Genomic DNA, 23,398 nt, shown 5'->3' on the forward strand with positions numbered 1-23,398 from the left:
CGATTGAAGAGTTTTACGCCAGAGTTCAGGAATCGTTCTCCCGGGTCAGTCGTTGAATGCGCCTCCCCCAGTAGCCTGACGGCGGTGCACACCAGGCCTTACGATGCAGCTCCGCAAGGGAACTTTGATCCTGCAGGACCTGACTGAGTTCGGACGCAGACAGCGTATCCGGCCCGCTCTTAAGGCAGCGAGTGACGGCCGCCTTGAGATTGTCCTCACGCACAGCCTTCCGATGATCCCTGGCCAGTGACCAATGAAGTCGGTTCAGATCCGGAATCAGAACAGCGCGATCTACCGGCCGAAGTCCGGTGCATGGCTGTGGTTGCGCACGGGCGGCTCGGGCATCCTCCAGGATCGCCAGCGGCGCCTGCTCTTCGGGAATGACCAACAGGTGCCGGGCCTTCAGGCTCCGACCAATGGATACCCGGCTAAGCAGAACGGAGGTGGGTACCGCCAGCACCAGTGGCAAGGCAACGGGAAGGGACCAGAGAAAGAACAGCCGATCCAGGGACCAGGCAAAGGCCGACCAGCCGATCCCGATCATCATGCCCGGCAACTGAGTCCGGAGCGCCTCGGACCAGGTCGTTTCTTCCGTCCGGTTTTGCCCTGCCCATTTGAGGGAAACATTGAACAGTGCTGCCAGCACAAAACGACTGTGAGCGAGCATGCGCAGGGGTGCCAGCAGGACGGACACTGCGATTTCGATCAGCACGCTGACCGTCAAACGCCCCAACCCGCCAAAGCCCTTTACCAGGCGATGAAAAATGGCATCAACGAGAGCCAGAATTTTGGGCAGGAACAACAGAACCACTGTGCTCAACGCCAGCGCCAGGGCCCACTCCGGTCGCCATTCGGGCCAGAGCGGGAAGAGCCCCTGATGCCCGTCGGGGAAGTAATCAATGGGCGCCAGGGTCATCCGCGCCGCCTCGATCGTGGTGCAGATCAGGAACAGCAGCCACAACGGGGACGCGACATAGGCCATGACGCCGTTGAGGAAGGCCATCCGATGGGCAAACCGGAGCCCGGGTGCCGTCAGCATGATCCACAGATGCTGGAGATTGCCCTTGGCCCAGCGATTGTCCCGGACCAGCTCATCGGACAGTGTCGGCGGTGATTCCTCGAAGCTCTCACCCAGCCCCGGCTCCAGCCACACCTCATACCCGGCGCGGCCCATATAGGCGGCTTCGACAAAATCATGGCTCATGATCGGGCCGCCGAAGATTCCGGGCCCGCGCAGCTTTCTCAGGCCGCAATGACGCATGAAGGGCCGGACCCTGAGAATGGCGTTGTGTCCCCAGAAGGCTGCGTCTCCCATCTGGATTGCGGCCAGTCCGGTCGCAAACAAGGGAGAATAGAAACGGTTGGCGAATTGCTGGAGTCGGGCAAACAGGGACTGGCCGTTTATGATGTTCGGATTGGTCTGCAGGATGCCAACCCGGGGCTCAAGCTCCATGAGCCGCACCATCTTGACCAGTGTGCGGGCACTGATCAGGCTGTCGGCATCAAGCACCACCATATACTTGTAGCGTCGCCCCCACCGGCGCAGAAGATCGGCCACATTCCCGCTTTTGTAGTTCAGGTTCACCGGGCGGCGGCGATAGAACAGCCTGCCCTCAGCCCCCAATTCCCGAACCAGCTCGTGCCACGCCGCCTGCTCCGCGAGCCAGGTATCGGGCTCGCGGCTGTCCGAGAGAATGAAGAACTCGAAATGCTCGAGGTGCCCACTACGCTCGAGATCACGGTAAACCGCTTTCAGGCCGCTGAATGTCCAGTGCACCGGCTCATGGTAGACCGGCATCACGATGGCGGTGCGGGCAAGCGGGACTGATTGGAGGTCTCGATCCCGGTGGCGCCGTAGCAACGAGTATCGGTCGCCTCCCATGAGCCTGAAGAGAAACCCGAAAGCCGCAACCCAGAAGCCTACGGCAATCCAGGCGTAGAGCACGGCAAACAGGCCGAGTATCGCCAGTTCCAACCAGGTGCCACCGTGGTAGGGAAGCACCCACAGCAGGTAATAGCAGGCCACCAGGGTCTGGCCAAAAACAAAAACAATCAGAAGTGCCCGGCGAAAGGCTGCAACCAGGCGCCAGCGAGTAAAGCCGGCTGCGGCCGGGGCCTCACAGAGATCAGACATCACGGCCATACCCGATACTGCCCCGGCACAGTTCAGGGGTGGCCTTTGGAGGAATCGTCTCCGGCAAATCAAAATAGCCGGGGAGACGCTCCATGACTGACGCGAGGAGCTCGTCTCCCTGCCCGTCCTCACCTGCCAGAGCAACGGACTCTTCGATCAGATGCAGGAGGGTGCGGTATCTCTCCACTGTCATTTCCACTCCGCACGCCCGGAGATACATGAAAGCCCGGTTAAAGACCACCTGTAAGGAAATGTCTGCCATGACAGGCTTCCTCCCTGAGATTGACTACTGCCGCTGTTTCCTCAGCCCGGTGGCGGGGCCAAGCTGATAGGTCCAGGTTTCACTGACAGGTTTTCCGTCAGTCAGGAGGGAACCCCGCAGTCCGAGGCTCTCTCCCTCTTCCGGCCTGACCAGTACCGACAGTCGCCAGCCATGCCGGGCCTCAATGTATTCGGCAAAGTGCTCGATGATCTCGCCCTTGCCACTGACACTGACTTCGCTCACCACGGCTGCATCACGATCCAGCTGATCCATGGCTCCGCCCTGGAAATCGACTATGAAGCGATAGGCTCCTTCGACCTCACCTCCGCCGGGCTGCGCGCCGTCGCCGACAAAGGTCCTGACAGCATGCCCCAACGGGTTCCCGGTGATGTCTGGTGGCCCGAACGTCAGCGAGTAAGTCAGGTACCGGCTGTCGCCCGCAGTAACCTGCTGACGGGGTTTCCAGAATGCCACGATGTTGTCGTTCACTTCCGAATCGGTCGGGATTTCCACCAGCACCACCTCGCCGTTACCCCAGTCTTCTCCCGGCTCGATCCAGGCGCTGGGCCTGAGATCATACCTGGCCTCGCTGTCCTCGAACCGGGAGAACTCCCGGTCACGCTGGATCAGGCCAAAGCCGCCGAGATTGCGGACCTGATGAAACCCCAGTTCAAGTTCCGCCGGATTCAGCAAGGGGCGCCAAAGCCACTCTCCGGATTCCTGATCATGGACCAGCAGCCCGTCGGAATCGTGGACCTGAGGCCGCCAATGCCCCCGGGGGCGCAAAGTGTTTTCACCGTAGTAGAACATGGAGGTAAGCGGTGCCAGCCCCAGCTGTTCCACTTCTTGCCGGAAGAAGAGCCGGGCGCTGACCTCAAGCTTCAACGTCTTCCCGGGGTGAACCATGAATCGATACGCGCCGGTGAGACTGGGACCATCAAGCAGCCCGTACACCACCATAGAATCGCTGCCGGCTTTCGGGCGCTCCAGCCAGAACTCCCGGAACACGGGGAATTCCTCCCCCGAGGCCAGCCCGGTATCCACCGCAATGCCACGAGCGGACAATCCAAAACGCTGCCCCTCCCCGACACCGCGAAAATAGCTGGCGCCGCCAAAAACCAGGAACTGGTTATGGATTTCCGGGTCGGCCAGTGGATAGGTGAGCTTGAAACCGGCGTAGCCCAGATCGGCCGGCACCCGCTTGGCCAGTTCCGTTGACGGATAATCGAACAGGGTTTTATCAAATTCCAGCGGATGAACACCCTCACGATCGATCACATTCAGGGCCACCGGGTGTCGGTAGAAACTTCCGGTAGGCATCATCATCACCCGGAATTGCGAACGGCCACCACGCCAGAGACTTGTCTCGGGCCTGAAACGGATGGACTGGTATCGCTCATAGCTTAGGTTTTGCAGGAAATCGGGCACTGGCTCGGGGGCCATGTATTCTTCGGTCGCCAGCTCCTTGGCCCTGGAAGTAACATCATCAAACCCGAATGCAGCCGCCTGCCCCACAAAGGCAAACAGTACAAAAGCGACCAATGCAAACTTGAGGTTTCCGTTGCGGACCATTCTGAAAACTCCCTGTTTTCCGTCTTTTGAATGTAACACTTGTGGCATAAACGGCCACAAGTGACATCTTCGTAACGGCTATTTAAGGGTTTTCAGATGCCCATCTGCAGGGACAGCGCAACATCCGGGGCTGACGGAACCACCACATCGGAGCGGTCGGAATTGAGCAAGCGGCCAACGGTCATATTGGCCCGGAATCTGTCTGAATTGATGTTCAGGGAGATCTCTCCGGCGCTGACGGCCGAGAGCCTCTGGTCGTTATCCGTGTCATCAGGCGCCCAACCACGCATCACGGACAGGGAAAGGGAAGACTGGAAACGGGAAGCGAAAGGCACGTGCCAGGCCGGGCTCGCCGCGTTGAACCTGAGCCATCCCCCTTCGGTGCCGGTGACTGCCTGACCGTTGAAACCGGAGATCAGGGCTGACCCACCGACCGTAATCCGCTCCGATCCGGGCAGGTCTTCTGGCGCGAATTGATAACGACCGCCCAGATTCAGGTCCCAGTTCAGCACCTGCCTCTGCAACAACGCGGCAAGCTCGATCCGATGAAACTGGGCCCGGTCTTCCGTTTCACCATCGACATATTCCGTGCTGTGGTATTCCATCCCGCCGACGGCCGTCATGTGGGTCGAGGCCCGGAGGCCACCGATGAGCTCTCGCTCACTGGAAGATTTCAGGCCGATACTGGATAACTGGTGCGAGGAATCGTGAACCCACTCGGACTCCTCGAAGACGCTCCTGGTGCTGCCGGTGTGCCGGATAACCTGGTGCAGATCCACACCGAGGAACGATCCCAGTGACCGGGTCGCCGTGAGCCGGTAAAAACTCCGGTTGCCACTGGTATCAAGTTGCTGGCCCGGTTCTTTCACCACGCCCCGGAACTCGCTTTCCTCGACTTCCAGTTCCATGTGATTTCCCATCAGAGGCATCGCATAGCGAAGGGCGAGGGACTGCTCGCCATCGCCTTCCTTGCGAGACGCCGTATCCCGGAAGCGGAGACCCAGCTCGTGCCGGGACCAGATGATCCCGTTACCAGCCAGTGCCAGATGACCGGCGGAGCGATCGTTATTCTGAGTGGAGCTGCCGGACACATCGATCCGGTTGGAGAGATAATCTGTCACCGAGTCGAGCATGCTGGCAGCCTGGAACATCCAGGCGCCAGCCATTCCTCGGTCCTGGGCCGCCAGCGCAACAGTGGGCACAAACGCGCACAAAAACAGTGCAGCAATGTTCAGCGCTCGCAAACTCCAGCCCTCTTCAATAACCCGAAAAATTACGGTTCCGTTATATAAGAGAGACGGATATTCTTACAGCGGATGTTGCCAATCTTTACAATTTTAATCCTGCAATCAGAACGATATAAACAGAACCTCACACATGGTGTTAACAATTCTGTCGCTTACTCGACTGTAACCTGCGGATTTCCATATCCAAAGCCTGTATACCTGCATTTTGCCCCCTGAATTGGGTTAAACTCGGCACACTTTGTGTTTGTACTGGATCACCCCCAACTCTTAAGGACGACTGGAATGATCAAGAAATGCCTGTTCCCCGTAGCCGGCTACGGCACCCGCTTCCTGCCGGCCACCAAGGCCATGCCCAAGGAGATTCTCCCGGTAGTCAACAAGCCCCTGGTGCAATACGGGGTTGAGGAAGCCGCCGAAGCAGGGATCCATGAATTCGGATTCGTCACCGGACGGGGCAAGCGCGCTATCGAAGACCATTTCGATATCAGCTACGAGCTGGAGCATCAGATTGCCGGCTCCGGCAAGGAAGACCTGCTGACCTCCATCCGCGACCTGATTGACCACAACAGCTTTGCCTTTACCCGGCAGAACGAGATGAAAGGCCTGGGCCACGCCATCCTGACCGGCCGCAACCTGGTGGGCGACAACCCCTTTGCCGTGGTTCTGGCGGATGACTTCTGCATCGGCCCCGAGGACGGTGAAGGCGTGCTCGAACAGATGGTGAAACTGTATAACCAGTTCCGGTGTTCCATTGTGGCGATCGAGGAAGTCCCCGAGGATGAGACTCACAAATACGGGGTGATCGCCGGTGAATCAATGAAGGACGGGCTGTTCCGGATTACCGATATGGTTGAAAAGCCCGCCCCCGAGGACGCGCCGAGTAACCTGGCCATCATCGGCCGCTACATCCTGACCCCGGATATCTTCGACATCCTCGAACGCACCCCGGCGGGCAAGAATGGCGAGGTTCAGATCACCGATGCCCTGCTCGAGCAGGCCAAGAATGGCTGCGTTCTCGCCTACCAGTTCAAGGGCCGGCGCTTTGACTGCGGCAGCATCGACGGTTTTGTCGAGGCCACCAACTACGTCTACGAGAACATCTACAAGAAGAAAAAATAAGGCGGGTGCGGGCCCTCAGCGGCCCAGCAACTGAAACACCATGCGCCGGTTTTCCGTGGAAGTCCTGCGGAACCGGCGCAGCAGTTCGCTTTCCTCGTCCGTCAGCTGGATGCGCTCGAGTTCCTGCTCCAGCTCCTTCAAAGCCACCGACAGATCATCACTGTTGCTGAACGCCAGGCCCGGCAGCTCCAGCTGGCCACCCTCACCCTGTACTTCCAGATCCAGCAGGTGTTCCAGCGGCGTCTCGGTCTTCAGGCACAGGTCCAGCAACTCAACCACGCCCGGGTAACCGCGTTGGCGGGTATCCGTGGCTTCCCAGCTGATGACCCTCGCCTCGTCCACGCCACACATTTCGGCCACATCCCAGCAGGACAGCCGGCCCTGATCCCGGAGCTGTCGCAGCCGACGGTTGAACGATTGAAGGTACCGCATAGTTATTTCCTCTCACCCTTACCGCAGCATCCGATCCGATTCTGCAGACCGCACAGTGAATCAATTCAAAAATGTATCGTACAAATAGCTATACGCACAATGAGCCTATACTGGATAAACGACAAAAGTGACGGGAAGATTATGGCTGAGCAGCACCTCGATACAGACCTTGCCTGGCAACTGGTACTGGATGCGGTAAACCGCAGCAACGTCACCCTGCCCCTGCCCGGTAGCCAGGAACCGGCGATCAAACTCAATGGTCGGGGCTGGCAATTGCTGAACGACGCCACCCGTGATGCCCGGGATCTGTTCGAGCTGTTCCTGCCCCTGTGCCGGCCGGTAAGTGAAGGAGCAGGTCCGCGAGTGATTGGCCAGCTTGGCCAGAGCCTGGATGGCCGAATTGCCACTGTCACGGGTTGCTCACGGTTTATCAATGGTGATGACGGGATTACCCATCTGCACCGAATCCGGGCGGTCTCGGATGCCGTGGTCGTCGGTGCAGGCACCGCGGTTACCGACAATCCCCGCCTGACGGTCCGCCGGGTAGCCGGACGGAATCCGGTGCGGGTGGTGATCGACCGTCGCCGACGGGTACCAGACAGTCATCACCTGTTTACCGACGGCCAGGCTCCCACACTCCGACTGGTTGCCGGCGATTACCACAAGGGCGCCGGCGAGATTCCCGTCAAAGGCGTCCTGGAAATCCCCTGTCTCGGCGACGCCGACAGCAACCAGCCCGTGGATCCGCGACTGATTCTCTCGGTGCTGAATGATTTTGGGTTACGCAAGGTTTTCATTGAAGGCGGAGGCGTGACTGTATCCGGGTTTCTCAAGGCCGGATTGCTGGACCGGCTGCATGTGATGGTTGCACCCATGATCATCGGCAGCGGCCGGCCCGCGTTTTCCCTGCCCGAGATTGACCTGCTCGACGATGCGCTTCGGCCCAGAGCCAAGCTGGTGAACCTCGGGACTGACATGCTGTTCGATCTCGATTTCAGCGATTGATGTCTGAGCTCGTCGCCAATACCAGCAATCCGGGGAAGCTTGAGATCAGCACCACCACACCGTACCCCACACTAATGGCAACGCCCTGCTCCGCCGGCAGACCGGCCATGGGCCAGAGCACCGCCGCGGCCCCCTCCCGGACACCCCAGCCCGCGACCGTCAGCGGGATGACCATGCTCAGCAGCAGGAAACTCCCCAGGGCAGCCCAGAGCAACAAATCCACGACTCCGGTGACAAACCCGGGACTGACCGCCAGCACGAGGAATACCGCCAGGTAGCTGGCGAGCACCAGGCACGAACTCAGCACCTGCACTGGCAATGCAGGCCATTGCCACAGGGCCAGCCGAAGGTGCTCGGCCAGGCGACGCAGATAGGCCGCCACCTTGCCTCCCGAACGGATCAGCCAGACGGCCGGCGCAAGAATCACCAGGCTCACCGCTACCCATAGCAGGACATTCCCGCTGCCCGCCCCGGTAGCGGGGACTTGCAGAGAACCGGAGACGACCAAGCCAGCCAGGGAAACCGCCACCACCAGCGCCAGCGTCACCTGCCCGGACAATCGCTCGATGGCCACCCCGTGGACCGCCGCCAGCCGCTGATCCGTTTCCAGGCTGCTGCGCCAGGCGCGGTTTATATCGCCAGCCACGCCACCGGGCAGAATCTGGTTGAGGAAGGTCGCCAGGTAATATTCGCGAACGGCCTGTCCCAGCGGCAGCGACAGGCGCAACCGCGACAAGGTAAAGCGCCACCGCCACGCAGACACCACCACCTGCACGACGGTCAGCAGGAACACGGGAATCAGAATCAATGGCGAGATGGTTCGCAGAACGGCCCAGATCCGGGCCTGATCCAGGTGCCAGAACACCACACCAATCAGCGCCAGGGTCACCACCCAACGCAACATCAGGCGCAAACGGTCAGTCATCCTGGCCATCACGCCTTTCGCCGGGTAATGCCAGGAGGTCCTGGTGGGTAACTGTCACCCGCAACTCGCCCGCGGAAAGCTGGCCGAGGCGACGTTCAAGCCAGGCACCCAGCCAGACCGATGCGTCCGGCGCCTGCTCGAGTGCCGCCCCCACCCAGCCACGCAGGAGGGATTCAACCGCAACGGCATCATTCCGGTCGAGGTGCCAGGGACTGTCGTCGATGTCGACGGCGTAGCCCGCGTCCTGAAGCAGCTGACAGAACCGGTTTGTGGCATCCGGTCCCAGCGCGCTGCCGCTGCCCTTATCCCGGTGCTGATGGCTGTTGACCAGTTCTTTCAGTCTGGCGTCATCGGCATCAGGCGGCGACAGCTCGAAATCACCCGCATAGCTCAAGACCATCAGGACAGCCGCCTGTCGCCGGACCACGGCCGTTGTGAGCGACCTCAGCCAGTCTTCAGAGACCAGGTCGATAAGTGCCGAGGCAGTCAGCAGATGCATTGGCGTGGGCAACTGCTGTTCCATTTCTTCAGAGGTCACCATGAGGTTATGGCAAACAACCGTCTGACCGATTTGCCTGAGCCGGGCCTCACCCAAAGCCAGCAACCCGGCGTCCTGCTCGATCAGGTGCCAAACCCTGGGTACCGATAGCCTCGAAGAAAGATACAGTGAATTGGACGCTCGGCCGGAGCCGATATCGGCCATCACCAGGGGTTCGGCTTCAGTGGACCCCACAGGATTTGGGATTTGCCGCTGAAGCCACTGATTCAGACGATCGGTCAGCGCTTCGGAGCGGGCGCGGTGGTCCGCCGGCTCCCTCGCCTCAAGCCATTCCTTATCGAACAGGCTGTCAGGGGCCGGACCCAGCAGGCGCTGCAGAGCCGCCTGGAAGTCGGCCGCGGTATCCCGCCAACGCCGGGCACCTCCGGCAGCCGACTCGGCGCACCTTCGGTCTTCCTGCAGTGTTTGTGGAGACGCCAGCCAACGTTGCAGCTGTTCTGTTAATGCCCTGATATCTCCCGCCGGATAGAGAGCTACGCCCTCCCGCCCGGCCATTCGGGACAGGGCTCCGCCATCGGAACAGATCACCGGCAGTCCCGCCGCCAGGGCTTCATCCACCGCCATGCCATAGCCTTCGTACAGCGAAGGAAAAACGAAGGCGTCTGCCTGGCTGTACCAGTGCGCCAGCGCGTCTTCATGCAGTTCACCGGTCAGCTCGAACCGATCCTCAAGGCCATGGGACGCGATCGCGTTCCGGACTCGGGTGGCGTAGTCCCTATCCCGCTCTGTCGAGCCCACCAGAACGCAACGCCAGGGCACATCCGCAAGTTCGGCGAGTGCCTCTACCAATTGATGCTGAGCCTTGCGGGGAGACAACTGGGCCACGCACAGGAGCGTGGGTTTCTGAGCAATGGTGGCCCTGTGACGACGATTGGCCAGCACGTCGATAAAAAGATCATCGACCCCCGGTTCAGCACTGCCAATCCGGGCAGCCGGCACCCCGAAGTCCGCCAGTCTTGTCCGGGTGTAGGGACTGGTGGTAATCACGGCATGAACGTGCCCCAGCGCGTCACGCTCACTGTTGAAAAACCATTCCCGGTCAGCCTCTGCCAGACCGGTCTCGTCCGCCAGCGGATGATGCACCAGCGCCACCAGCTTCAGGCGGTTTGCGTGGCCCGCCACAACCTCCGGCAAACCGCCCATGGCCAGACCATCGAGAACGACCAACTGGTTATCGGGGCAGTCGGCAAGGGCCCGATCCAGCGAAGTGGCCGCTTCGCGGTCGGGTTTCGGGAACTGTCCTGGCAGCCCGGAAACCCTGGCGGAAACGCCCTGCTCATTCAGGGCCTGAACAAGCTGGCGAACATACCGGTAGCCACCGGTGTTCTGGGCAGGGTCTCCCGGGACCAGGAAGCGGACTTCACGGATATCAAAGGCCGGCATGGTAGCTCGCGTGGGCCACGTGGGACTCGGACAGGGTCACCTTCATGCCGGATATCTCCCTGGCGCCCTCCCCGAGCTTCCCGGCTTGGATAGCAGAGGCCATGCGGTCAAAGACCACGCCGGCCATGAATTCGGTGGTGGTGTTACGCCCCCGGAACGCCTCGATCTCATCGAGATTCTGCATGTTGAATTCGGCCAGCACGTCCTTCAGTAACTGCGAAGCCAGACCGATATCCACAACCAGATCGTCCTGATCGAGCTGCCGGCGCTCGAAGGTGACGTCCACCACGTAGGTAGCACCGTGCAGCTTCTGCGCCGGTCCGAATATTTCACCGTGGAAGCTGTGGGCAATCATCATATGGTCCCGGACAGTGAGGCTGAACATGGGAGCTCCTTATTGGTTGGGTCAGTCAGTAGACGATACGGTGGCAGAGGGTATCCCTGCCGTCAGAAAGGATTCGGGCCATGGTTTCCGGCATGGCATCAAACGGAGATTCTCCGGAAATCAGCGCATCCAGACGCGGATCAGATAGTAACGACAGAGCCAGCGACAAACGCTGGCGATAATTCCAGCGGGGTTGCCGATGCGGGGGTATCCGCCCCACCTGGCTGGATCGTAACTGCAATCGTCGGGAGTGGAACTGGCCACCCAGCGGAACGGGCACCGGCTGGTCCCCGTACCAGCTCATCTCGATAATCCGCCCCTCGGTTCCGGCTGCTGCAAGCGCCGTTTCCAGGCCAGACGGGTGGCCGCTGGTGTGAAACACCACATCGTGGTCGTCCCGTTCCAGGGCCACACCGAAGTCCAGCCCCAAGGTCTTTGCGACGGTTTCCCGGCCGGGATTGGTGTCAATCACCGTCACGCGGGTGCCCGGGATCTGGTTTGCCAAGCAACCAACGAGCAATCCCACCACGCCAAGCCCGATAACAGCAATCCGGTCCCCGATTCCCGGGCTGGCATCCCACAGGCCGTTGATTGCCGTTTCCATGTTTGCCGCCAGGACCGCACGCTCCGCCGGCAGTTCATCGGGCAACGGCGTCACTGCTGAGACTGGCACGGTGTAGCGAGACTGGTGGGGATACAGGCAGAACACCCGCCTGCCCAACAATTCTTCAGGGCCGTCGACAACCTCGCCGACACTGGCATAGCCGTACTTTACCGGAAACGGAAAATCGCCCTCCTGGAATGGGGCCCGCATCCTCTGGTATTCGCTCTCGGGAACACGGCCGTTGAAAACCAGGGATTCGGTACCGCGGCTCACACCCGAATAGAGCGCCCGTACCGTGACCATACCGGAAGTTTTTTCCTCAGTCGGGTCGTCCTGGGCAGGACGCAACTCCCCGAGTCCGGGCGCAACACTCCAGAATGCTTTTATATCAGGCAATTAGTTTCCTCCATTCCAATCGGAATTCTCCCGGCCACAGGGCTTGAACAGTCCGATCTGTCAGCTCCATCGTAAGCAAGAACAGGCCATGCAAACTATAGTCATAGTTGACCGGACTAACCTAGAAACCTATACGCTGGAGACCGGTTATGGATTCCTGTCCACAATCCCGGCAAAGCCCGATTCCGCTCTGGCTGGACCTCACTTTTGGCATGGCGGTCACTCTGGTCCTCGCCATGGCCGCCACCTCACTGCTTCATCTGCCCGGATCAGCGGTGGCCATCGCAGTGGTGCTGCAGGGCGGCATTACTGCTCTGGTCGTGCGCTTCTGGGCCACACAGGCAGATTTTGGCTGGGCCAACCGGGCCACGCTTCTGCGGGCAACACTGGTGGTGGTGCTTCTGGCCCTGATTCCCTGGCTTGACCAGCTTGAGAGCTGGCTCTGGGGCTATACCGCTCTGGCGTTACTGGCGCTTGTCCTGGATGGCGTCGATGGCAAGCTTGCCCGTGTTACCGGCAACAACACCGTCTTCGGCGCCCGTTTCGATATGGAACTGGATGCCCTGTTCATCCTGGGGCTGAGTCTTGCCGTTCTTGTGCTCGGCAAGGCCGGTCCCTGGGTACTTGCCCTTGGCCTGATGCGGTACGCCTTTGTGGCTGCCTCGTGGTTCTGGCCCTGGCTCAACGGCCCCCTGCCGGAGAGTTTTCGCCGGAAAACCGTGTGTGTGTGGCAGATCGTCACCTTAATGGTCGCCCTGCTCCCCCCGGTTCCGGATGGTTTCGCAAACCTGACACTGGCCACGGCATTGGTGCTGCTTGGCTGGTCGTTTCTGGTGGATATCCGCGGGCTTTATCAAAGGAGATACAGCTATGAGTAACCCCCGTTACCTGACTGGCACCGCACTCGGTGCATCGATTATTACCACGCTTCTGGTCCCACCACTGGCACAGGCGGAGCCAACAACCTTTACCGTGGATGACGAGCACTTCTCCATGGCCTTCGAGATCATGCATGTCGGCTATGCGCCGGTAATGGGCATGTTCCGAGAAGTTGAAGGCCAGTTCATCTATGACGAGGAGGCCCGCGAGCTGTCATCCGGCAAACTGGTGTTCAAGAGTGACAGCGTCTTTACCAACCACAAGAAACGGGACAATCACCTGCGGGATGATGATTTCCTGAATTCCTCCGAATACCCCAATATCACGTTCAACGTCACAGACTTCGAAACGACCGGGGAGAATACCGGCAAGGTGACCGGTGATCTGACCATGCTCGGCAAGACCAATCCCGTTACGCTGGATGTAACCCTGAACAAGGCGGCGGTGTACCCTTTCGGCCACGAGAAATACACCCTCGGTATCAGCGCAATGACCACACTCAAGCGCAGCGACTGGGGCATGACCTATGGCCTTGATCAGGCCATGGTAGGCGATGAAGTTACCCTGCGATTCGGCTTTGAGGCCTACACCGACGCCAAGTGACTCTGATCAAGGCACTTTGTGAACTTCTGCACAAATCAGACACATTTCGTTACATTTTCTGACCAATCCTTTGCCGGTCCGCACTGCGGGCCGGTATGTTTATTGTCCAACAGAATTGCATCCAAACAACAAGAACAGGGAATCCGGGCATGGCCGGAAAGGCACTTCTTATCGTGGCTGTCGTATCGGCGTCGGTGGCGGGCACGGCGGCGCTGCTGTCCGCCGACAACCGGGGGAGTTTCCTCTGGTCTCCCGGACCGGTAGTCACCTCCGCCAAACCGCCAAAACCCACCGGCCGGGTTGAGAATGCGGCAGTAAAACCGACCTCTGACGTCAAAGCGCCCGCCGCATCCGTGCTTGGCGTCGCCTTTGCCAGTGCCGCCGAGCAATACGGCCAGACCGTCCGCTATCCGCCCTGGTCGGTTCCCCTGACCAGGGAACAGGCCGAGGCCTACAACGGCAATCACTATGAGCCGGTCTCCCTGCCCCTGGACGGCGACGGGCAGTTTACCGTCAGCCTCGACAAGTACCGGTTTACCGAGGGCGACACCATTGTCATCGCGGCCTCCCTGCGTGGCCCGCAGGTGTTCGGCGATCAGCTCAGCGCCACCCTGGAACCTGCCGATCAACGCAAAACCGTTGCCTCCACGCAACTGCAGGCAGAGGGCGAGGGTTACTACGAAGGCACCCTGGCGGCGGAGCAGGATCCCGGTGAGTACCGCCTGATCGTGGAGGCCAGTGTGGACGGCAGACCGGTACGCCATGCCAGCAGCCTGACTATCGAACCGTTTCTGGGCGAACTGAACGGGCTGGACAGTGCCTATGTCAGCAACAACAACCTGGTCCTGCCGCTGAAATTCTCACCGGAACATGAAGGCTTCTATGCCTTTTCCGCACAACTGTTCAACGGCAGTGCGCCCATTGCGCAACTGCAGGCAGAGAAGCGGCTGAGTACCGGCAATCAGACGATCGAATTCCGGGCCCACGGAACCGTCCTGGCCAACCGTTCAATCTCCGGACAACTCCAGCTGCGCCACATCCAGATACGCCAATTACCCGCCAAGCCTGGTGACCGGACCCACTACGGCTTCGGGCCGGAAGACGGCTACCGCTTCTCGCCGCCGGACCTTGATGATCTCACCGACACACCGGCGGCGAACCCCGAATCAGAACAACGGGCAGCCCTGCTCAGGAAGCTGGCCGACAAGTTCTGACCGCAGGGCCACGGACCCTGCACCGGCTGACGCCGGGCTGTACCGCCGGAAACAGCGGATAAACGTCTTGTGACAACAATAATTCAGCAAAGACGGAGCAACCATGACAACAAGAACGCAACGAAGTGCCTACAAGACCGGGCTGGCCATCGCCATGGCCGGGAGTCTGTTCGCCGGTTCCGCCCAAGCCCAGCTGGGCGGCCACAACGTCATTCTCGTCCACGGCTTCATGATGGACGATCTCTCCGACCCGCCTGCCAGCTTCGAGGAAGTCCAGCAGGCCGGTGCGGATAACTGGCGGGATTTCTGGCTCAGCCGCGCAGAAGCCCGCATCGACTGGGCCAGCAACGGCCGGGTGGAAGGAACCATTGCCCAACAGGCCTACCAGCAGTTGCGCGAAATCAGCCAGCAGGGTCTGTGCAACAACTACTGCATCCTGGTGACCCACTCCACCGGTGATCTGGTCACCCGGTACCTGCTCGAGAATCAGGCCCGCTGGCTGCAGTCCGAGGGATTGGCTCCACTGAAAATTCTCACCAGCATCGACCTGGCCGGTGCCGGTGGCGGCACGGAACTGGCGGATCTGGCCATGAGCATTGCCTACAACGACAGCTGGTACAACTGGGCGACCAAACAGGCGGTAAAAGCCTTCACCGGGATTGATCCGGAACCGGGTAAAATGGGCGTGGTCAACGATCTTCAGACCAACACCGCCCGCAATCTCGCCGTCAGCCCCAACAGCATTCCTCGCCTGCGCTTCGTCGGTGGCGGATCCTCCTACGGCGGCATTACCAAACCCTTTATTGCCGGTACGGATGACGGCGTGGTACCCACCCACTCTGCCTGTGGCGCCACCAGTGCCACCGGGATTGATTCCTGCTCCGGCAGCATCACCCTGGCCGGAAAGGTTACGGGCACCAACGGCCCAGGCGGCCTGTACTACAACCACTACCCGGTGCTTATGAGCGAAGGGGTGTCCCACGGTGGTGTGAAGGGTACCGAAACCGGCAACATCTCGGTGCCCGTGGTCAACAACTTCAGCCTGCGTGATGTACAGGTCGATTTCGCCAGCCGGACCTATTACCAGCGCGCCTGGTGGCAACTCTGGGGCGATGGCGACAAGTATATCGAGGTACCCGGGTCGGACCAGACCGACATGTCGAGCCTGATTTACACAACTCTGAACTACTGAGTCGGCGATGTTCGGAAAGGATAGAGGGAAACCTCCCGGCTCAGGGACGAGCCAACCTACCCTCGACTAAACGCCACTTCCTTTTTTAGTTCGCAAACTATACATTGGGCCGTTTTCCTCGTTGAATTAACCGGGTACCCAATGACCGACGCCCATAAATCAGACCTACTCCTGGTGGTTGTCACCCTCCTTGCCGCGGTCAGCTGGATCTTCTCAAAAGAAGCCATCCTGCTGATGCCGCCGCTGATGTTCATGGCAGCGCGCTTCCTGATTGCCGGGATTTTCCTCGCCCTTTTCGCGCACAAGGCCATACTCGCGCTGAACGGCGATCAGATCCGCCGGGCCGTGGGCGTGGGCCTGGTCTTCGGTATTGCCATGAGCTTCTGGATCATGGGCCTGGTCAATATTGAGAGCATGGGCGAAGGCGCCTTCCTCACCAGCCTCGGCGTGGTCATCGTGCCCATTATTGCCCGGCTGGTGTTCCGTGAGCCCCAGCCTGCCAGCACCTGGCTGGCCATTCCAATTGCCGTGGCCGGCCTGGCCCTGCTGTCCCTGAAAAACGGATTCCGGCCCGAGGCGGGGCAACTCTTTTTCGTGGTGGCGGCCACCATTTTCGCCCTGTACTTCACCCTTAACACCCGGGCTGCCAATCAGCGAACCGTCATCAACCGTCGGGGCGAAACGGTGGAAAAGCACCGGGTTCCGGCCCTCCCCCTGACCGCCCTGGCGCTGCTTACCGTGGGTGTAGTGACCCTGATTGAGTCCGCACTTATGGAAACGTGGCAACCCACGCTTTCCGAACCGGCGCCGCTACTGATCTGGTGGGTGCTGGCCAGCGCCATCATCGGCACCGCCGGCCGCTTCCTGGTACAAACCTTTGCCCAGAGTATGTCGGCCCACAGCCATGGTGTGGTGATCCTGGTTCTGGAGCCCGTGTGGGTGGCCCTGTTTGCCGCGGGATGGTTCGGCGAGACCATGGAACCCCTGCAGCTGGCCGGCTGCGGGCTGATCTTCGCGGCACTGATCGTCAACCGCTGGACCGCCCTGAGCCGGGCCTTGAAGGACTGGATGCGCCAGCGCCGATCCGGTGAAAAATCCGCATAAAAGTGGTTGACCACCACCCTCAAAATCCGTATCTTACGTCCCCGTTGCAGGACACAGGACCATAGCTCAGTTGGTTAGAGCGCTACCTTGACATGGTAGAGGTCCCCAGTTCGAATCTGGGTGGTCCTACCAATTCTGCAAAGAAAGTCAGTTACTTACGAGCCCCGTGAGAACTGGCTTTTTTTATTTCGAGATAAATTCGAGATATTTTCGAGAAATCCCTCCCGTATACAGTACTCTCAGGCAGCGCTTTCAAATCTCCAGGGGTGGAATGTAAAACCCTGCAAAGCTTTCCTGTTTGCCGTTTCTTCTTGCACCTATTACCAGTACTCTGCGCACCGTACTTTTTGTACTGAGCATTGCTCGCGCCGAGCTGGGCAATCGCTCACCCGACCTCTATGGGGCGCCTGCCATAACGCCCCCTTTTTATCTCTCCAGGCCAATCAAAGTCACATCCACTCCAGCGTAAGAGATCTCGCACGCCAGAAGAAGCCATGGCCTGCAGAAAGCTGATATCGTGAAGGTAGGATCGGCTGTGGTGGGAATTCGCGGACGTCTCTCCTACCAGAGCCGGCAGGGATGCCAGGCAAGCGCGACACCTGCACAGTGGTGTGACGCCAGGGAGAGACCGGGTAACGGGTCTTGCGGAGGGGCCTTCCGGCCCCTCATTTTGCTTTACCGATCGAAGCGCGAGACTAGCCCCTTCAGGAAGGTGAGGACCAGTTTTCGGTCCACCTCTGCCACGCTATCGAAGTAGTAGTTCAGAAGGGTGATTGCCGCTTTCAAAAAACGCATTTCCATGGACTTACTCCTTACTTTGGTTTTGTGAAAGCAGGCACAGGAGGACTACTGAAATTCACCAGGAATTATTTTATAGTCTGGAATGCGGTTGGTACTCGCCAAAGTTTTAACCGCTCTTACAGCAGGTCCTCCGTGGCCTGCTGTTTCTTTTTACTGCTTCCTCAGCGCAGCCGCAACCCCCTGAAATTCTCGCCAAGTTCCGCTCTTAATATATTGTTTTATATATACAATTATGCGCTCAATATAATGTGGAAAACTCTAAAAACCTTGATCTACGTAGGGTAATCCGACATATAAAAGATTTATCCACATATTTGATCCGCTGCTTTTCCACTGAATCAACTTCGTAGCGACCAACAAACAACAATGCTATACAGCGCACGCTTTTTATTCGTTTTGTGAGGCAGGTCACATTTTTTCTATGGCTTGCAAGGCCTCCTCTGCGCCGGGCAGTGCAACCCACAAATCCCTTGGCGTGACTCTGAAGGCCTCAATATTAAAACGGCGGTGACCTGCCATGATCATCGCCTTGGCGGCCAGCTCCGAACAGAACCACCGATGGGGGCTCTGCCAGGTTGTGCGGAAAGGCATCGCCAACAGCGCCACCCAGTCATAGGGCTTGCCGATCTGGGACTCCAGGAAGTCTATGGCGGCCTGTTTGTCTTTTACCCGTGCACGGATGGAAACCGCCTTATCCCAGCGATGCTCAAAGCCCCAGGCGCTCATCCGTCGAACACCTTTGCCGGCCATGGCGTCATACACCACGCCGTCGATCTCGATCGCAACGTGATTCCATTGGCTGAAGGTGAGCAGGCGGATCAGCCAGCCGCCGAGGTCGGTGGTTTTGCAGAACCAGATTTTCATATATACGCCCATTTTTGGGATGAATTACCGCCTCGCCTCATGGCATGATAAGGAACCGAAGTAAATGGAGGCGACGATGTTAAAAAGGATTTGTGTTTTTCTGCTGGCCACCGCTTCATTCCCCGCGGCCTCTGCAATATACCAATGCGAGTCAAACGGCCAGAAAGTGTTTTCTGATCAGCCCTGCGGGAATGATGCAAAGTCTGTAGAGGTGAATCCTGTAACCATTGGCGGCCGTCTTGATAGCGGCACGGATGTCGATCTCGGCAGATCGGGCCAGACAAAACCGGAGCGCAGAGCGAAATCAAACGAAGATTGTCCATACATCAACTCCACCGATCTCAGGCGTTACATCATCAAGAAAACGCTAGTCAAAGGAATGAAGCCTGCTGACGTAAGGAAAGCCTGGGGCACTCCTTCCAGTATCAGCACCGGGCGCACCACTCAATGGGCTTATCACTTTGACGATTACTCCTCCAGATATGTTTATTTCCGCAATGGCTGCGTCACAAATTGGAACGGATATTTCCCGCAGGATTAAGCCGGCACTATCGATTTGAGCTTTGAGCGGTCAGTAGAAATGTTGAGATTAAGGTTCTCGAAGGTGTCGTATTCGTGTCTGGTTATCTCTGAAACATCAATTGGGATGCCCGCCTCATCGCGCAGTATTTTGTAGTGGATAAGGCGGATGGAGCCAAACACCGTAAGCGTGTCGTTGCTGAGCTGGACACCAAGTATCCCGCGAGTTAGCCCGCTAGTGACAGCCGAATCGAATTCCAGGTAAGTCATATCGACCGGCACGGAAATTGAGGTACTATCTGCAATGCGCGTCAGGCTAACCGAGCCATAGCAGGCAAAAACAACAAGCTCGTCAGTTATATCGAGCAGCCCGGACTGCTCATGCGGATTACTGTCACACCAAGAGAAGGTAGTGACAACTGAGTCATCCGCAATTTTTTTAACCACGATTCCTCCGTTGTCGGCCCAGGCGTAATAGTTCGGCGAGCAAGACATGAAAATGTAACCGCCTGCATAGGAGGCGGCGCTAGCCAGAACAATGCTTCTCAGGAAGTTTCCGCCAAGGTCATAAACCTGGACTGTCGCTGCGTCAACTTCATCCATGACCGACAGCCATATTTCTGACAGGCCAGAATCATTATTTTTGACTACGCGAATGTCGTTGACAGACCAGGTGCTCGGAGTATCTATAATCTCGGCCCCGTTTTTGCCAACATCGCCATCAGGAACGGTAAAGTAGTAATCGCCATCGAAAAGAGCATAGGCCGAACGGTTTGTGCCCTGGCTGGCAAGATCAACATCGCCGCCAAAGCTAATGCTACAAACCCATCGTTCCGGGTATCCGAGGCTTTCGCTTTCTCTCCGATAGGATCTCCACAAAATGTCAACAGGCTCAAGTCCGCCGCCCCTGGTTAGCCCAATGCCTTCCGAATAAACTGGATCTATGCCGCCGGGATTTCTCATGGCCCTAGAGGCAGGAAGGCGCCTCGGGTGTTGAACCAGCCTATTAATGTCCCGCTTATACCTGTTACGCATAGGATTCAACCAGTCCGTTGGTGCGTACCGACAAATCCGTGTACGTGCCTTCACTCAAGTCCGTGGCCTCGATTCGAATATGTACCTCTACCGAATTGGCCGCACCAGAAAGTATCTCAGGGCCGATAGTGAGCGGGTCTCCTGCAACGGCCGAGTCGAGCCCGGATGCTGTAGCAGAGAGCTTTACCGCAGAGGCAGATTGCCCGGAGCCGGTGTCCGAATCCGCCACACTCAACACGATGTCATCTGCGCCTGGGTTGGAGGCCGCCTCGAACTTCTTGCCGGATTCTGTTGACCCCAGGTAAATCACCGAGTCAACCGGGCCGGTTGCTCCGTCAGATCGCTGCAGAGCACTTAGCTTTGTGAGCAGCGAAGAGAGAGCGGCATCATTATAAACTTTTAGGCTAATAGCCATGGCTCACCTATAGGTTAACTGTCATGGTTTGATTGTACGTTTTCGCTTCAACCTCTATCTCCTCGAAATGCTCGACTGCATCCCGCGATTGGTCGGAAATTTCAGGCGTCAGAATGGCAAAGCGCTCATCGAACGGGTTGGGAACGTTGTTAAGCTGGCTGAGGTAGTTGCCGACATAGCCTTGAAATGCTTCGCTGGGAGGCTCAACAGCGCCGGTATAATCCTGCAGCTTTGTATACAGCGTGGTAAAGGTTCCAAGCGCGGTTTCAGTGTAGTCCAGACCGTCATAGGCCAGCGATGTACCAACAGCTACGTCGCCACGGAAAATGGCAAGCTCAACGTCTGTGACTGCAGATCCATTTTCAAAATCAATGACGTGCCGGATTCGGCTGCATTTGCCTTGAGCGGTGACGCTGCTAGATTCCAATCTAACAAAGTGGTACAGCTCAAGCTCGGGCTGTATTAGCGTTGTGAACGCAACAGCGTTCTGCCTTGTGCTTTCTTGGATAATCACTTCGGCTTGAGCTACTGCTGTTTGCAGGGCGAGATCAATAGATGACTGATCGAAGGTTGGCCAAACTGTGTCAGACCCGATGCTCGTCGGATTCACGTCCGGCTCATAGTCGAAGCCTTCGAACCCCGTTTCGTCAGCCGAGGTGTCGAGCGATACACGCATATCCTCAGAAATCAGGCCGAATCGTTCGATATTCGCCTGACTTTTCACCGTGATAGCGTAGGATTCTTGGACATCCTGGACCCAGCGCTTTCTGATAGTGAAATCTGCAGCAATAGCTAGAGAAAGGCGAACATCGTCTGAGATTGACCAGTTTGTTGAGCCACCGCCAGGAAGGTCGTATTCGCCAGATTCGGGCAGGCGCTCATAGGCCACCTTGCCAAGAATCGACCATCCATCAGCGCTTGCAGCGCTCTCAATCATCGAGGTCGTTGGTAGGCTGGTGTTTTCCTCAAGGTACTCACCAAATGACCTTGGGTATTCCCACCAGTATCGGCGCTTCCGTTCCCTAAAGAACTGATAAGAGTACTCAGCGTCGATGTTGACTTGAGTCACTATGTCACGGCGACTTCCCCATTCCACAGATATTGAATCAGGGAATGTTTCGGCATCAGAAAACAGGAAATCAAAGCCTGGGGCGTACCATTGTCCGAATACCAACTGGCCATTTCTGTCCAGATCGGCACTGGCCGGCATGGTTCGAAGCAAATCTTCGGCAAACTGATCGGAGGTTTCGTAATCACCGAATACGGCAGGACTCCATTTTGCCTCGGTATCCTTAAACAGTTCCTCGATTGCGCTACGCGGTTTGTTTTCGAACCAGCCTTGCCTGTTGTCGGTACAGCTTAGAACGATGCTGTTATCCTCCAGAGACAACTCAGGCAAATCGACGATTCCCGTAAAAATGCGGAATGATGAATCATTCTGTAGGTAGTCAATAGTAACGGGAAGATTTATCCATTCGTCTGGCTCAAAGATGCCGGGGTATAACACCAGGGCAAAATTGGCAACTCTCGCCGAGCCTTCCTCTGCATCCACTTCAATCGAACCGATGAGCCGGCTGGTATAATCCTGGCCGCCAACCTCAACGCGCACCGCGAAAGTACCGCCAGAAGCCGTGCCATTATGCCCCGGGAAATTGGATGCATCATAGACGGTCACGGATAGCGGAAGAGTCAGCGTTTCAGGCGTCGCAACGTCTATTTCAATCGGGAGGCTCAGTGTCCCGGTGACAGAATCGACCGAAATTTCCAGCGGCAGAAGAATGAGACCGTCAGCCAGATGGCCGTTAGCGGAAGCCATCAGGCTCAGCGTTGCGGCTCCATAATCCTCGGTGAGCTGGCCGTCTCCGCTTGCCGCCAGACTCAGCGTCGGTGAGCCAATATTTTGAGAGAAGTTAACGCCTTCGGCTTTAGCCAATAGCGGCAGGATTGAGTCGCCATTTCCGGTTGCTCCGGTTTCAAGAGTGATCGTCCATTCGTCCAGCGTGCCGGAATACTGGTTGTCAGTGGTGTCAAGCACGAACAATTCCCAATCTCGGTCGCTACTGACCCCATTGAAGTCGCTCAGGTCAAAGTCGTAATAGTAAGTGTCGCCAGACTGACTCTCATACGAGTATTGCTCCAACTGAACACCGGTGTTGCCATCGGACAAATAAAGCCGAATGTCGCCCAGATTCGTATGCGTAATCTGGATCTGAACATTGGCGTTTTGCACCGTTCCTTGGCCGCTTATTGTGATATAGCTGTAGGTGTCGTAAGGGGCACCATTATCAATTGCGAGCGGCGTATCAGTGCTTGTGCCGGTATAGGTTGCCACTTATCAGGCTCCACCAACCGTGATCGTAAAGCTGGAAATGCCGACCGGTTGTCCAGCAGATATGTCCACAGAGGCAAAGTTGATATCTCCGGTTCCATTATCGGCGACAGTAAAATAAGCCGCTTCTACACCGTCTCGATCCAGCGCCCGAGCCCAGCCAATAATTCCGGCTGCATCAGCAGAGGCGTCCTCGGTAATAGCATCCAGCGTCAAAACACCATTTGATACTGTGCCTACCGTATTAGTTAGAGTCAGCGTTGCCAGAAGCGTGTCGCCGATGGCTCCGCCCATGGATGAAGGAATTGTGCCGGTGTACAGTTCAATGGTCGGGCTGCTGGTTGTGCCTGCGGCCATCGCGTCCAGTATGATCTGTGCGAATTCTGTGCGGTCAAGGGTCTTAATCTTCATCAGTGAATC

22 protein-coding genes and 1 tRNA gene are annotated in these 23,398 nt (G+C 58.0%); 9 read left to right on the plus strand and 14 right to left on the minus strand.

The window, feature by feature from the left end; all coding sequences use genetic code 11:
* Positions 1–25 precede the first annotated feature (25 nt).
* The 4 genes from mdoH to BM254_RS04790 all read right to left on the minus strand — a co-directional run bounded on the left by mdoH (position 26) and on the right by BM254_RS04790 (position 5,134).
* Positions 26–2,134 carry a glucans biosynthesis glucosyltransferase MdoH gene (gene mdoH / locus BM254_RS04775; RefSeq protein WP_092000732.1) on the minus strand — a complete coding sequence of 703 codons (2,109 nt, stop codon included), beginning with the start codon at positions 2,132–2,134 and terminating at the stop codon, positions 26–28.
* On the minus strand, positions 2,127–2,396 hold the full coding sequence (locus BM254_RS04780; protein ID WP_091999545.1) for a hypothetical protein: 270 nt from the start codon (positions 2,394–2,396) through the stop codon (positions 2,127–2,129). The genes mdoH and BM254_RS04780 overlap by 8 nt, the downstream gene beginning before the upstream one ends.
* A gap of 24 nt (positions 2,397–2,420) precedes the next feature.
* On the minus strand, positions 2,421–3,968 hold the full coding sequence (locus BM254_RS04785; RefSeq protein WP_091999548.1) for a glucan biosynthesis protein G: 1,548 nt from the start codon (positions 3,966–3,968) through the stop codon (positions 2,421–2,423).
* A 92-nt stretch (positions 3,969–4,060) separates the two neighbouring features.
* Positions 4,061–5,134, minus strand: a complete 1,074-nt coding sequence (locus BM254_RS04790) for a ShlB/FhaC/HecB family hemolysin secretion/activation protein (RefSeq protein WP_091999551.1) — start codon at positions 5,132–5,134, stop codon at positions 4,061–4,063.
* A 363-nt stretch (positions 5,135–5,497) separates the two neighbouring features.
* On the opposite strand from BM254_RS04790, the gene galU reads away from it, so the two are divergent.
* Complete coding sequence (galU, locus tag BM254_RS04795; RefSeq protein WP_091999553.1) at positions 5,498–6,334, plus strand: UTP--glucose-1-phosphate uridylyltransferase GalU; 837 nt, start codon at positions 5,498–5,500, stop codon at positions 6,332–6,334.
* A 15-nt stretch (positions 6,335–6,349) separates the two neighbouring features.
* Here galU and BM254_RS04800 read toward each other — a convergent pair whose 3' ends face one another.
* Positions 6,350–6,766, minus strand: a complete 417-nt coding sequence (locus tag BM254_RS04800) for a helix-turn-helix domain-containing protein (RefSeq protein ID WP_091999556.1) — start codon at positions 6,764–6,766, stop codon at positions 6,350–6,352.
* 141 nt (positions 6,767–6,907) lie between these two features.
* Here BM254_RS04800 and BM254_RS04805 point away from each other — a divergent pair, with 141 nt between their 5' ends.
* The gene (locus BM254_RS04805) at positions 6,908–7,771 is read left to right on the plus strand and encodes a RibD family protein (RefSeq protein WP_091999560.1); all 864 of its coding nucleotides are present in this window, start codon (positions 6,908–6,910) and stop codon (positions 7,769–7,771) included.
* Here the strand turns inward: BM254_RS04805 and BM254_RS04810 are convergent.
* The 4 genes from BM254_RS04810 to BM254_RS04825 are packed head-to-tail and all read right to left on the minus strand — an operon-like array spanning position 7,761 to position 12,023.
* Positions 7,761–8,696, minus strand: coding sequence for a lysylphosphatidylglycerol synthase transmembrane domain-containing protein (locus BM254_RS04810; protein WP_245777368.1), 936 nt, complete (start codon positions 8,694–8,696; stop codon positions 7,761–7,763). The genes BM254_RS04805 and BM254_RS04810 overlap by 11 nt on opposite strands.
* A complete protein-coding gene (locus BM254_RS04815) occupies positions 8,689–10,638 on the minus strand; it encodes a glycosyltransferase family 4 protein (protein ID WP_091999565.1) in 1,950 nt (649 codons plus the stop codon). Before BM254_RS04815 ends, BM254_RS04810 begins: the two co-directional genes overlap by 8 nt.
* Positions 10,625–11,023, minus strand: coding sequence for a 6-pyruvoyl trahydropterin synthase family protein (locus tag BM254_RS04820; RefSeq protein ID WP_091999566.1), 399 nt, complete (start codon positions 11,021–11,023; stop codon positions 10,625–10,627). Before BM254_RS04820 ends, BM254_RS04815 begins: the two co-directional genes overlap by 14 nt.
* Before the next feature lie 25 nt (positions 11,024–11,048).
* Positions 11,049–12,023, minus strand: a complete 975-nt coding sequence (locus BM254_RS04825; protein ID WP_091999569.1) for a zinc-dependent alcohol dehydrogenase — start codon at positions 12,021–12,023, stop codon at positions 11,049–11,051.
* A 149-nt stretch (positions 12,024–12,172) separates the two neighbouring features.
* Here BM254_RS04825 and BM254_RS04830 point away from each other — a divergent pair, with 149 nt between their 5' ends.
* The 6 genes from BM254_RS04830 to BM254_RS04855 all read left to right on the plus strand — a co-directional run bounded on the left by BM254_RS04830 (position 12,173) and on the right by BM254_RS04855 (position 17,147).
* A complete protein-coding gene (locus tag BM254_RS04830; protein WP_091999571.1) occupies positions 12,173–12,901 on the plus strand; it encodes a CDP-alcohol phosphatidyltransferase family protein in 729 nt (242 codons plus the stop codon).
* On the plus strand, positions 12,894–13,505 hold the full coding sequence (locus BM254_RS04835) for a YceI family protein (protein ID WP_091999574.1): 612 nt from the start codon (positions 12,894–12,896) through the stop codon (positions 13,503–13,505). Before BM254_RS04830 ends, BM254_RS04835 begins: the two co-directional genes overlap by 8 nt.
* Before the next feature lie 149 nt (positions 13,506–13,654).
* The gene (locus BM254_RS04840) at positions 13,655–14,719 is read left to right on the plus strand and encodes a hypothetical protein (RefSeq protein ID WP_091999577.1); all 1,065 of its coding nucleotides are present in this window, start codon (positions 13,655–13,657) and stop codon (positions 14,717–14,719) included.
* Positions 14,720–14,822: 103 nt separating this feature from the next.
* Positions 14,823–15,911, plus strand: a complete 1,089-nt coding sequence (locus tag BM254_RS04845) for a hypothetical protein (protein ID WP_091999578.1) — start codon at positions 14,823–14,825, stop codon at positions 15,909–15,911.
* A gap of 141 nt (positions 15,912–16,052) precedes the next feature.
* Positions 16,053–17,015, plus strand: a complete 963-nt coding sequence (locus tag BM254_RS04850; RefSeq protein ID WP_091999581.1) for a DMT family transporter — start codon at positions 16,053–16,055, stop codon at positions 17,013–17,015.
* Between the two features lie 55 nt (positions 17,016–17,070).
* Positions 17,071–17,147: transfer RNA gene (locus BM254_RS04855), tRNA-Val, on the plus strand.
* 1,077 nt (positions 17,148–18,224) lie between these two features.
* Here BM254_RS04855 and BM254_RS04860 read toward each other — a convergent pair.
* Complete coding sequence (locus BM254_RS04860; protein WP_139227025.1) at positions 18,225–18,680, minus strand: C40 family peptidase; 456 nt, start codon at positions 18,678–18,680, stop codon at positions 18,225–18,227.
* 64 nt (positions 18,681–18,744) lie between these two features.
* Here BM254_RS04860 and BM254_RS04865 point away from each other — a divergent pair, with 64 nt between their 5' ends.
* Complete coding sequence (locus BM254_RS04865) at positions 18,745–19,221, plus strand: DUF4124 domain-containing protein (RefSeq protein WP_091999586.1); 477 nt, start codon at positions 18,745–18,747, stop codon at positions 19,219–19,221.
* Here BM254_RS04865 and BM254_RS04870 read toward each other — a convergent pair.
* From BM254_RS04870 to BM254_RS04885, 4 genes are all read right to left on the minus strand, one after another.
* Positions 19,218–20,162, minus strand: a complete 945-nt coding sequence (locus tag BM254_RS04870; protein ID WP_139227027.1) for a hypothetical protein — start codon at positions 20,160–20,162, stop codon at positions 19,218–19,220. The genes BM254_RS04865 and BM254_RS04870 overlap by 4 nt on opposite strands.
* Positions 20,163–20,226: 64 nt before the next feature.
* Complete coding sequence (locus tag BM254_RS04875) at positions 20,227–20,649, minus strand: hypothetical protein (RefSeq protein ID WP_091999592.1); 423 nt, start codon at positions 20,647–20,649, stop codon at positions 20,227–20,229.
* A gap of 7 nt (positions 20,650–20,656) precedes the next feature.
* Complete coding sequence (locus BM254_RS04880; protein WP_091999595.1) at positions 20,657–22,981, minus strand: proprotein convertase P-domain-containing protein; 2,325 nt, start codon at positions 22,979–22,981, stop codon at positions 20,657–20,659.
* A 3-nt stretch (positions 22,982–22,984) separates the two neighbouring features.
* Positions 22,985–23,389, minus strand: a complete 405-nt coding sequence (locus BM254_RS04885; RefSeq protein WP_091999598.1) for a hypothetical protein — start codon at positions 23,387–23,389, stop codon at positions 22,985–22,987.
* Positions 23,390–23,398 lie beyond the last annotated feature (9 nt).

The sequence above is a fragment of the Marinobacter pelagius genome, from assembly GCF_900114925.1.
Lineage (GTDB): Bacteria > Pseudomonadota > Gammaproteobacteria > Pseudomonadales > Oleiphilaceae > Marinobacter > Marinobacter pelagius.